Origin of the sequence: Kribbella sp., assembly GCF_035655035.1 — a bacterium.
GTDB lineage: Bacteria > Actinomycetota > Actinomycetes > Propionibacteriales > Kribbellaceae > Kribbella.
Genome location: NZ_DASRVN010000577.1, coordinates 1 through 10,482 on the forward strand (window position 1 = coordinate 1; position 10,482 = coordinate 10,482).

The following is a 10,482-nucleotide window of genomic DNA, read 5'->3' on the forward strand; positions in this document are numbered from 1 at the left end:
CATCTGCGCGGCGCGGCCGGCCTGCACGTACGGGTCGTAGGCGATCACGTTCATGCCGAAGGCGGCCAGCCGCTGCGCGACCAGGACGCCGATCTTGCCGAGGCCGACGATGCCGACGGTCTTCTCGAACAGCTCGACACCGGAGTACTTGCTGCGCTTCCACTCGCCCTTCTTCAGCGACTCGTTCGCGGCCGGGACCCGGCGGGCGGAGGCGAGCAGCAGCGCGACCGCGAGCTCCGCAGCGCTGGTGATGTTGGAGGTCGGCGCGTTGACGACCATCACGCCGGCCTGGGTGGCGGCCTTCACGTCCACGTTGTCGAGGCCGACGCCGGCGCGGGCGACGACCTTCAGCTTCTTCGCGGCGGCGAGCGCCTCGGCGTCCACCTTGGTGGCACTGCGGATCAGGATGGCGTCGACGTCGGCGATGGCCGGGAGCAGTTCGGCGCGGTCGGCACCGTTGGCGTGGCGGATCTCGAAGTCGGGGCCGAGCGCCTCGACGGTGGCCGGGCTGAGCTCTTCGGCGATCAGGACGACGGGCCGGGTTACGTCAGTCATGGAGGAATCTCCTGCAGAAGCGGTAGGGGCTCATGATCTTCCAGAGCACCGCGCTGTGCCCGCTGCATCGATGGTACCGCGTCCCCGGATCGACGCGCCCGGCGACCCGGATGCCGGTCAGTCGGTGTCGCAGGCGACCGGAGGTGTCGCCCAGCTGATCTTGTCGATCACCAGCTTGCCGGCCGCCCGGACCAGGTCGATCCGCGCGTCCAGCCGGTTGCAGACACCGCCCGCGGCGCCCTTGGCGGTCCCGGCGAACAGCACGTTGTAGGCCATCCGCGCATAGGAGCCGTCCGGCGCGAGGTCGGTGATCCGCGGGTTGAAGAAGTACGCGGTCGCGTGACCCGTGCGGTCCCTGGCCGGGGTGAGGGACTGCGCCAGCCGCGGGGAGTACACGTCCTGCACCTTGTCGAACTCGTGCTTGTTCTCCAGGGTCAGGTAGTTCGCGAGCAGGCTTCGCACCTCCAGGGCCAGTGGGGTACCGGCGACCTGGAGCAGCGGCGCGATCCCGCCCTGTGGACCACGCGACTCCGGGCAGGTGCCGGCGGTCGCGACGGTGATGCCGGACGGTGCGGGCGCGACGTACTCCCGAAGCTTGCCGAGCGGGACGACCGCGGCGGCCGGGACGGTGGCGCCGGTGACCAGTCCGACGAGCTCGCCGGACTTGCCGACCACCGGGCCGCCCAGCTTGCCGGCGTTCATGAACTGGCTGAGTGCCTTCGGGTCGGCCGTGGAGCCGATCTCGTTGACGACCTGCTTGCCCGCCGCCGTGTAGCCGATCAGGGCTCGCTCGGCGTGGCTGTCCGGGTCGGCGGCCGCGAGGTGCAGCGGCGGGCCGTCGAAACCGATCGACTGCAGGACCGCGACACCGTCGGCGCTGGTCCCGAGCAGGTTGGCCCGGCGCATCCGCCCGTCCGGTGCGACCACCACGATCGACTTCGGCTGGTCGACGGCCGACGCGGCGGTCAGGATGCGACCGTTGTCGATCAGTACGCCGGAAGCCTCGCCGCTGCCCGCGCAGGTGGTGGCGAGCACCCGGACCACGGCGGGACCGGCGGACTTCAGTACGGCGGCCGTATCGATCTGCACGCTCCGTTGCCGGAAGTACCAGCCCGCGCCGCCGCCGGCCGCGACGACCACCAGCAGCACGACCAGCCCGGCCAGGAACCGCCCGAAGATCCACGGTCGGCGCGGCGGTGGCCCGGATCCGCCCGGGACGCGGCTGGGCGTCTCCAGCTGGGTGAGCGACCCGGCACCCGCCGGGATCCGCCGGGGCGGGCGCGGCAGCGCGTCGTTCGCCACCCGCTCACCTCCCCCACTTCACCGCACTGGACCGGAACCGTCACACATTGTCGCAAACGAAGGGCCCGGGCCGTCCACCTGGACGGTCCGGGCCCTTCGAGCGGGTGCCGGTCAGCGCGCGGCAGAGCCCTCGACGTAGTCCTCGTCGTGGGACTTCACCCACGCCATCAGGCCGCGCAGCTCCTTGCCGACGGCCTCGATCGGGTGCGCCTCGCTCTGCTTGCGGAACTCGGCGAACTCCGGCGCGCCGGCGTCCTGGTCGGCGATGAAGCGGGCCGCGAAGGTGCCGTCGGTGATGTCGCCGAGGACCTCCTTCATCCGGGCCTTCACCGACGCGTCGATGATCCGCGGGCCGGACACGTAGTCGCCGTACTCGGCGGTGTCGGAGACCGACCAACGCTGCTTGGCGATGCCGCCTTCGTAGATCAGGTCGACGATCAGCTTGAGCTCGTGCAGGCACTCGAAGTACGCGACCTCGGGCTGGTACCCGGCCTCGGTCAGCGTCTCGAAGCCGGCCTGGATCAGCGCCGACACGCCACCGCAGAGGACGGCCTGCTCACCGAACAGGTCGGTCTCGGTCTCCTCGGTGAACGTGGTCTTGATACCGCCGGCCCGCAGGCCGCCGATGCCCTTCGCGTACGAGAGCGCCAGGTCCCAGGCCTTGCCGGTGGCGTCCTGCTCGACGGCCACGAGCACCGGTACGCCGCGGCCCTCGGAGTACTCGCGCCGGACCAGGTGGCCCGGGCCCTTCGGGGCGACCATGAACACGTCGACACCCGCCGGCGGCTTGATGTAGCCGAACCGGATGTTGAAGCCGTGCCCGAAGACCAGCGCGTCGCCGTCGACCAGGTTCGGCTCGATGGCCTCCTTGTAGAGCTTGCGCTGCGCCGGGTCCGGAGCGAGCACGACGATCACGTCGGCCTCCTCGCAGGCCTCGGCCGGGGTGACGACCCGCAGGCCCTGGGCCTCGGCCTTGGCCCGGCTCTTCGAGCCCTCGGGCAGACCGACGCGGACGTCGACGCCGGAGTCGCGCAGCGAGAGCGCGTGGGCGTGGCCCTGGGAGCCGTAGCCGAGGACGGCCACGTGCCGGCCCTGGATCACCGACAGGTCGGCGTTGTCGTCGTAGAACATTTCAGCAGCCACTTCGGGCACTTCTCCTTAGTGTTGATTCGGTACGGCGGCGGCGGTACGGCCCGGCGGCGGCGCCGGTACCGGGTGCGAACGCTCGGCGGGTCGCGCCTGGACGTTCGGCGGTCCGGTCTGGACGTGCGGCGGCGGCACCGGGACCGGCCGCAGCGTGCGGTCGGAGATCGAGCGGCTGCCGCGGCCGATCGCCACCATGCCGGACTGCACCAGCTCGCGGACGCCGAAGGGTTCCAGCACCCGGAGCATGGCTTCGAGCTTCTCGGGATTACCGGTCGCCTCGATCGTGATCGCGTCCGGTGCCACGTCCACCACCTTCGCACGGAACAGCTGGACGGTCTCCAGCACCTGTCCGCGGGTCAGCGTGTCCGCCTTCACCTTCACCAGCAGCAGCTCGCGCTGCACGGTCTGGGTGGGCTCGAGCTCGACGATCTTGATCACGTTCACCAGCTTGTTGAGCTGCTTGGTGATCTGCTCGAGCGGCTGTTCGTCGACGGTCACCGCGATCGTCATCCGGGACACCTCGGGGTGCTCGGTCGGACCGACCGCGAGCGAGTCGATGTTGAACCCGCGGCGGGAGATCAGCGCGGCCACCCGGGCCAGCACGCTGTGCTTGTTCTCGACCAGGATGCTCAACGTGTGTTTGCTCATTACAGCTCCTCGCCGTCCCAGGTCGGGGCCATGTCGCGGGCGATCTGGATCTCGTCGTTGCTGACGCCGGCGGCGACCATCGGCCACACCATCGCGTCCCGGTGCACGACGAAGTCGACGACGACCGGCGCGTCGGTGACCGCCATCGCCTTCTCGATGGTGGCGTCCAGCGAGTCCTTGTCCGAGCACCGCAGCCCGACGCCGCCCATCGCCTCGGCCAGCTTGGCGAAGTCCGGGATCCGGGTCGAGTGCAGGTCGGTGTTCGAGTAGCGCTTGTCGTAGAACAGCGTCTGCCACTGCCGGACCATGCCCAGCGACTGGTTGTTGATCACGGCAACCTTGATCGGGATGCCCTCCAGCGCGCAGGTGACCAGCTCCTGGTTGGTCATCTGGAAGCAGCCGTCGCCGTCGATCGCCCAGACCGTCTTGTCCGGGCGGGCGACCTTGGCGCCCATCGCGGCCGGTACGGCGTACCCCATGGTGCCGAGGCCACCGGAGTTCAGCCAGTGACCGGGCTTCTCGAACGGCAGGAAGTGCGCGGACCACATCTGGTGCTGGCCGACGCCCGCGGTGTACACGGTGTCCGGGCCGGCGATCTGGCCGATCCGCTGGATTACGTGCTGCGGCGACAGCGTGCCGTCCTCGGGCTCGTCGTACCCGACCGGGTAGCGGGCGCGGACGTCCTCCAGCTGGTGCCGCCAGGCGTCGTACGACGGGGTCCGGCCGGCGCTCGCGATCTCGGTCCGGACCGCGGCGAGCAGGTCGGTGATGACCTCCTTGCAGTCGCCCACGATCGGCACGTCGGCGGCCCGGTTCTTGCCGATCTCGGCCGGGTCGATGTCGGCGTGGATGACCTTGGCGTCCGGGGCGAACGAGTCCAGCTTGCCGGTCACCCGGTCGTCGAAGCGCGCGCCGAGCGTGATCAGCAGGTCGGACCGCTGCAGGGCGCCGACCGCGGACACCGAGCCGTGCATGCCGGGCATCCCGAAGTGCAGCTCGTGGGTGTCGGGCAGCGCGCCGCGGGCCATCAGCGTGGTGACCACCGGGATGCCGAGCAGCTCGGCCAGTTCCTTCAGCTCGGCGCTGGCCTGGGCGCGGATCACGCCGCCGCCGACGTACAGCACCGGCTTCTCGGCGGCGACGATCAGCCGGGCCGCCTCGCGCACCTGCTTCGGATGCGGGCGGGTGACCGGCCGGTAGCCGGGCAGCGCGAGCTCGGTCGGCCACTGGAAGTCGACGCCGGTGGTCTGCATCGCGTCCTTGGTGACGTCCACCAGCACCGGGCCGGGGCGGCCGGTGGAGGCGATGTGGAACGCCTCGGCGATCGTGGTCGCGATCTCGTTCGGGTCGGTGACCAGGAAGTTGTGCTTGGTGATCGGCATCGTGATGCCGCGGATGTCCGCCTCCTGGAAGGCGTCGGTGCCGATCGCGGCGCCCGCCACCTGGCCGGTGATCGCGACCAGCGGCACCGAGTCCATGTACGCGTCGGCGATCGGCGTCACCAGGTTGGTCGCGCCCGGCCCGGAGGTCGCCATGCAGACGCCGACCTTGCCGGACGCCGCGGCGTACCCCTGGGCGGCGTGGCCGGCGCCCTGCTCGTGACGTACCAGGATGTGGCGGATCTGGGTCGAGTCGAGCATCGGGTCGTACGCCGGGAGGATCGCGCCGCCCGGGATGCCGAAGACGGTGTCCACCCCGGCATGTTCCAGTGCGCGGATCAGAGCCTGTGCCCCGGTCAGCTGCTCACTCATGAGAGAGCCTTCCTGTCCTGTCACGAATTTTGCCCAAGAAACGGTACTGTTCGCGACCGATCCATCCTCGCTCGTGGCCGTCACCGCCGCGACCCCGGGTCTCGGATAGTCGCATTGGCAACAAAAAACCCCTTCCGCCGGGTTGGCTGAAGGGGCGCGCTCGACTCAGTGGTCGCGTCAGTCGGCGCGCCGCACAAGTACGAGGAGAATCGATCGCATGTAGGCATTATTCGCCGAAACCCGCCGACCGGGTCAAGCTCAGCCCATCCGCGTCTCATTTATTGAGACAACTGTCTTATGAACAGCCAGTCCGTACCATTCCCGGGGTGAGCCACGATCCGTACGGCGACGAACAGCTGGTGCAGCTCTACGACCTGGACAACCCGGCCGGCGAGGACCACGCGTACTACCGCGCCCTGGCCGAGGGCACCGCGAAGGTGCTGGACTTCGGCTGCGGTACCGGACTGCTCACGCGGTCGCTGGTCGCGCCCGGGCGGGAGGTGATCGGCATCGACCCGAGCCCCACGATGCTCGGGTACGCGCGCCGGCAGCCCGGCGCCGAGGCGGTCACCTGGATCGACGGCGACCACCGCGCCGTGCGGCCGACCGGCGACGTGGATCTCGTGGTCAGCAGCGGCAACACGATGATGCACGTGGCGGAGCACGCGGACACGGTCGTCGCGCTGGCTGCCGCGCTGCGTCCCGGCGGCGTGTTCGCGTTCGAGTCGCGGAATCCGGCCGTGCGGGCCTGGGAGCAGTGGACCAGCGAGGCGACGTACGGCGAACGCGACACCGTGGCCGGGCACCTGAAGGAGTGGCTCGAGCTGATCGAGATCGCCGACGGGCGGGTGGTGTTCGACGCCCACAACGTGTTCGAGGACGGGCACGACGCGGTCTACCGGAACGTCCTGTACTTCCGGTCCGCCGACGAGCTCACCGCCGACCTGCGCGCGGCCGGGTTCTCCGAGGTGGTCATCGACGGCGGCTGGCACGGTGAGCCGCTGGACGCGAAGTCGCGGCTGCTGGTGGTGCGGGCGACCAAGTAGGCTGGTCGGACCGCGACTGGCGAGGGTGGGGCACCACCAGGGAGCTTTCGAGCAAGGCGTCGTCCGCCTGGGCGTCTTCGAGCGACTCGGAGGTCCCGATGCGTCTGCGGTACGGCATGAATCCTCATCAGGCGGCCACCCTCGACGATGCGCCGTTCACGGTGCTCGCGGGTGCACCGTCGTACATCAACATCCTGGACGCGCTGACCGGGTGGCAGCTGGTGCGGGAGGCGGCGGAGCGGTTCGGCGTACCGGCCGCGGCGTCGTACAAGCACGTGTCGCCCGCGGGCGCCGCGCTCGGCGGGACCGTCGCGGAGGCCTACACGCGAGCGCGGGACGCGGACCCGAAGTCGTCGTACGGCGATTTCGTCGCGGTGTCGCATCCGGTGGACCTGGAGCTGGCGGCGGTACTGAAGCGGGTGGTGTCGGACGGGATCATCGCGCCCGGGTACGACGACGGCGTACTGGAGATCCTGGCGGCGAAGAAGCGCGGTACGTATCTGGTGCTGGAGATGGACCCGTCGTACGAGCCGCCCGCGGAGGAGGTCCGGGAGGTGTACGGCGTCCGGCTGACGCAGGAGCGGGACGCCGCGCCGCTCCCCAACGACCTGCCGGACGACGCGGTGCTCGGGATGATCGTCGCGCGCTACACCCAGTCGAACACCGTCGTACTGGTGAAGGACGGGATGACGATCGGCGTCGGCGCCGGGCAGCAGTCCCGCGTCGACTGCACCCGCCTGGCCGGCGAGAAGGCGGCGCTCTGGTCCACCGAACCCCTCAGCGGCGTCACCCTGGTCTCCGACGGCCACCTCCCGTTCGCCGACAACGTCGAGGTCGCGCACCGGTACGGCGTCACCCACATCGTCGAGCCCGCCGGCTCGATCCGCTCCGCCGAGGTCGCCGCCGCCTGCGCGGACCTCGGGATCACCTGGTCGGCTACCGGCCTACGGCTCTTCAGACACTGAGCAGATAGGTGCCCGCAGCAACAGCTTTACGCACCTCGCCAGCCGTCTGCACCGCGTCGAGCCGAGTGGTGTCGATCGCATGCCGCTCGAGCTCGCCGAGATCCGCGAATGCCTGGTGCATCCCGGTGAGCGCCTCCGCGTCCGTCAGCTCGGTCTCGGGACGATCCTGCCCACGCCGCAGGGTGGTCCCGAGATCCGGGCGGAGAACGACGTACGACATCGCCCACTCCCCCTCAGCCGCGGCCGCCCGGAACGGTGCGAGGAACCACGGGCCGATGATCCCGTCCACGACCACGTCGTACCCACCACGCGCATAGGCGGCGACCGTGGCGACGATCGCGTCGACGACGACCTCGTTCTGCCGCTCGGCTCCGGGCAGGTACGGCGCGACGAAACCGGTGCGGATGCCCCGGTAGTACTCGTCGGTCGTCAGGTGCATCGTCGGCCGGCCGGCGTCGGTGGCGACGAGACGGGCCACGGTGGTCTTGCCCGACCCGCACGGGCCGGTGAGGATCAGGACGTTGCTCATGTCGCCGACGCTAACGGGTGGTGCAACCGCATTAGCCGCCCGCGACGCTCGGGAGGATCAGGAGTTCGTCGCCGTCGCTCACCGGTGTGCCGAGGCCGTCGAGGTCGCGGATGTTCTCGTCGCGGAGATAGACGTTGACGTGCCGGCGGACCGCGCCCTGTTCGTCGGTGAGGCGGCGGCGCAGCGGTGCGTCGAGCGCGGCGAAGGCCTCGGCCACCGTGGCGGCCTCGACCTCGACGCGTTCGGCGCCGCCGGCGAACGGGCGCAGGACGGTCGGCAGGCGGACTGCGATCATTCGAGCACCGCGGCCCGGACCGTGAGGACGTCGGGCAGGTGCCGGGCGACCTCGGTCCAGCTGTCGCCGGCGTCGGCGCTCGCGTACACGCAGCCGTCCCGGGTGCCGACGTACACACCGGCCGGGTCGGCGGTGTCGGTGGTCATCGCGTCCCGCAGTACGGGCACGTAGGACACGTCGGGCAGCCCCGAGGTCAGCGGCTCCCAGGTCGCACCGGCGTCGCGCGACCGGTAGACCCGGCACTTCGCCTCGGCCGGGATCCGGTTGCCGTCCGCGATCAGCGGGAACACGTACACGGTGTCCGGCTCGTGCGGGTGCACGACGATCGGGAACCCGAAGTCCGACGGCAGCCCGTCCGCGATCGACTTCCAGATCGCCCCGCCGTCGTCCGACCGGTACACGCCGTGGTGGTTCTGCGCGAACATCCGCTCCGGTACGCCGGGGTGCGCCGCCAGCTTGTGCACGCACTGGCCGAACTCCGGGTCCGGGTCCGGCATGAAGTAGGCCTTGATGCCGTGGTTCGCCGGGGACCAGGTCTCGCCGCCGTCGGTCGTCTGGTACACCCCGCCGGTCGACATCGCGACGCTGATCCGGTCCGGGTCGGTCGCGTGCGGCAGCACCGTGTGCACCGCCTGGCCGCCGAACCCGGCGTCCCACTGGGTCCGGTGCGGGTGGTCCCAGAGGCCGCGGACCAGGTCGAACGTCACGCCGCCGTCGGTCGACTTCCAGAGCGCGGACGGCTGCGAACCGGCGTACACGACCCCTGGCTGGTCGGCCGGGGCGGGCTGGATCTGCCAGACCCGCTCGAGCGTCGCGCCGGCGACGGACGGGAACCCGATCGATCCCTCCGGCGGCTCCGCCCAGGTCCGGCCGAGGTCGTCGGAGTGGAAGACCGCCGGCCCCCAGTGCTCGCTGGTGCCGCCGACGAACAGGCGGGCGGTGCCACCGCGGGTGTCGATGCCCACGGCGTACACGCCCTGCATCTCGAACTCCGGCACCGGTCCGTCGAGCCGCCAGTCCTTCCGGGCGGCGTCGCTCCGGCCGATCCAGAGCCCCTTCTTGGTCCCGATCAGCAGTACGGCCTCGGACATCTTCGTCCTCCTACAGAGTCTCAGCGGGGTGGCCCGGCCACCACATTGATCAACGGTTCCCCGGACGCGTAGCGCTCCAGCTGTGCCCGCACCAGCCTGGCGACCCGCGGCGCGAACGCCGTCGAGGCGCCACCGCGGTGCGGATTGATCAGTACGTTCGGAGCAGACCACAGCGGATGTCCGGCGGGCAACGGCTCGGGGTCGGTGACGTCCAGAGCGGCCCGGATCCGCCGCGTACCGAGCTCGGCGAGCAACGCGTCCGTGTCCACCACGACACCGCGCGCGACGTTCACCAGCAGTGCGCCGTCCTTCATCCGTTTCAGGAACGTCGCGTCCACCATCCGCTTCGTCTCCGCGGTGGCGGGGGTCAGCAGTACGACGACGTCCGCGCGCGGCAGCAGCTCCGGCAGCTCGGAGATCGGGTGGACGCCGTCCCGGGCGCGCCGCGCGACCCGGACGATGTCGCACTCGAACCCGCTCAGCCGCCGCTCCAGCGCCTCGCCGATCGCGCCGTAGCCGAGGATCAGCACGGTCCGGTCCGCGAGCGAGTCGTCGACCTGGTCGTACGAATCCGGCCACACCTGCCGCTCCTGGTCGCGGACCGCCCGCGGCAGGTTCCGGAACGTCGCGAGGATCAGCCCGACCGCCAGCTCCGCCGTGGACGCGTCGTGCACGCCGCGCGCGTTGCACAACGTCACACCGTCGGCGAGCCGGGACTGGACGTGCTCGAACCCGGCCGTCTGCAGCTGCACCACCTTCAGCGCGGGCATCTCCTTGACGACGTCGAACACGTCACCGCCGCCCATGTAGCTGGGCACGTAGAACTCCACCTCGTCGGGCGACGCCGGCCGCTCACCGCCGGAGAACACCTCCACGTCGACCCCCGCGGGCACCCCACCCAGGAACGCGCCGGGATCCTCCCACGGAAGCCATGCCTTCACCACATCACCCATGTGACAGAACTTACTCGGCCACCCGGACAGTTTTGAACAGCCGTGCCAGAGGCCGGGCCGCGTCGTAAGCTGGATCGGTGCCTTCGACATCGGATGTGGCGGCGGTGGTGGCGCACGATCAGGCCGTCGGGCGGCTGCGGGAGTCGTACCGGCGGATCCCGAACGGCGATCCCGTCCGGCTCGCGAAGCGCAGTTCGAACC

The 10,482-nt window shown here is 70.6% G+C and carries 10 protein-coding genes, 1 pseudogene and 1 riboswitch; of the genes and pseudogenes, 2 read left to right on the forward strand and 9 right to left on the reverse strand.

The genetic code is table 11. From position 1 onward, the window contains the following. The 5 genes and pseudogenes from VFF46_RS30745 to VFF46_RS30765 all read right to left on the reverse strand — a co-directional run. Positions 1–555 (reverse strand): NAD(P)-dependent oxidoreductase (locus VFF46_RS30745; RefSeq protein ID WP_325040733.1); only part of this gene is annotated, 555 nt, incomplete at its 3' end. Between the two features lie 117 nt (positions 556–672). Beyond that, positions 673–1,857 carry a serine protease gene (locus VFF46_RS30750; protein WP_325040734.1) on the reverse strand — a complete coding sequence of 395 codons (1,185 nt, stop codon included), beginning with the start codon at positions 1,855–1,857 and terminating at the stop codon, positions 673–675. Positions 1,858–1,968: 111 nt separating this feature from the next. Continuing rightward, the gene (gene ilvC, locus VFF46_RS30755; RefSeq protein ID WP_325040742.1) at positions 1,969–2,988 is read right to left on the reverse strand and encodes a ketol-acid reductoisomerase; all 1,020 of its coding nucleotides are present in this window, start codon (positions 2,986–2,988) and stop codon (positions 1,969–1,971) included. A gap of 159 nt (positions 2,989–3,147) precedes the next feature. After that, a pseudogene (gene ilvN / locus VFF46_RS30760) lies at positions 3,148–3,651 on the reverse strand (acetolactate synthase small subunit); the annotation flags it as partial. Then, complete coding sequence (locus tag VFF46_RS30765) at positions 3,651–5,402, reverse strand: acetolactate synthase large subunit (protein WP_414673109.1); 1,752 nt, start codon at positions 5,400–5,402, stop codon at positions 3,651–3,653. The gene VFF46_RS30765 and the pseudogene ilvN, both read right to left, overlap by 1 nt. A gap of 326 nt (positions 5,403–5,728) precedes the next feature. Here VFF46_RS30765 and VFF46_RS30770 point away from each other — a divergent pair, with 326 nt between their 5' ends. Then, positions 5,729–6,448 (forward strand): class I SAM-dependent methyltransferase, encoded by a 720-nt coding sequence (locus VFF46_RS30770; protein ID WP_325040736.1) that lies wholly within the window; start codon positions 5,729–5,731, stop codon positions 6,446–6,448. Between the two features lie 2 nt (positions 6,449–6,450). Further along, positions 6,451–6,528: riboswitch (ZMP/ZTP riboswitch) on the forward strand. 18 nt (positions 6,529–6,546) lie between these two features. Continuing rightward, positions 6,547–7,413, forward strand: coding sequence for a 5-aminoimidazole-4-carboxamide ribonucleotide transformylase (locus tag VFF46_RS30775; protein WP_325040737.1), 867 nt, complete (start codon positions 6,547–6,549; stop codon positions 7,411–7,413). On the opposite strand, the gene VFF46_RS30780 is transcribed toward VFF46_RS30775, so the two are convergent. The 4 genes from VFF46_RS30780 to VFF46_RS30795 are packed head-to-tail and all read right to left on the reverse strand — an operon-like array spanning position 7,403 to position 10,281. Beyond that, positions 7,403–7,942, reverse strand: coding sequence for an AAA family ATPase (locus tag VFF46_RS30780; RefSeq protein WP_325040738.1), 540 nt, complete (start codon positions 7,940–7,942; stop codon positions 7,403–7,405). The genes VFF46_RS30775 and VFF46_RS30780 overlap by 11 nt on opposite strands. 31 nt (positions 7,943–7,973) lie before the next feature. Beyond that, positions 7,974–8,237: a MoaD/ThiS family protein gene (locus tag VFF46_RS30785; RefSeq protein WP_325040739.1), complete on the reverse strand. Its 264-nt coding sequence runs from the start codon at positions 8,235–8,237 to the stop codon at positions 7,974–7,976. Beyond that, a complete protein-coding gene (locus tag VFF46_RS30790; protein WP_325040740.1) occupies positions 8,234–9,328 on the reverse strand; it encodes an exo-alpha-sialidase in 1,095 nt (364 codons plus the stop codon). The genes VFF46_RS30785 and VFF46_RS30790 overlap by 4 nt, the downstream gene beginning before the upstream one ends. Before the next feature lie 20 nt (positions 9,329–9,348). Beyond that, a complete protein-coding gene (locus VFF46_RS30795) occupies positions 9,349–10,281 on the reverse strand; it encodes a 2-hydroxyacid dehydrogenase (protein ID WP_325040741.1) in 933 nt (310 codons plus the stop codon). Positions 10,282–10,482: the final 201 nt, after the last annotated feature.

Coding starts and splice junctions, on each gene's coding strand:
- ilvC (WP_325040742.1), bottom strand. CDS start 2,988: ATGTTCTACGACGACAACGCCGACCTGTCGGTGATCCAGGGCCGGCAC.
- VFF46_RS30765 (WP_414673109.1), bottom strand. CDS start 5,402: ATGAGTGAGCAGCTGACCGGGGCACAGGCTCTGATCCGCGCACTGGAA.
- VFF46_RS30775 (WP_325040737.1), top strand. CDS start 6,547: ATGCGTCTGCGGTACGGCATGAATCCTCATCAGGCGGCCACCCTCGAC.
- VFF46_RS30780 (WP_325040738.1), bottom strand. CDS start 7,942: ATGAGCAACGTCCTGATCCTCACCGGCCCGTGCGGGTCGGGCAAGACC.
- VFF46_RS30785 (WP_325040739.1), bottom strand. CDS start 8,237: ATGATCGCAGTCCGCCTGCCGACCGTCCTGCGCCCGTTCGCCGGCGGC.
- VFF46_RS30790 (WP_325040740.1), bottom strand. CDS start 9,328: ATGTCCGAGGCCGTACTGCTGATCGGGACCAAGAAGGGGCTCTGGATC.
- VFF46_RS30795 (WP_325040741.1), bottom strand. CDS start 10,281: ATGGGTGATGTGGTGAAGGCATGGCTTCCGTGGGAGGATCCCGGCGCG.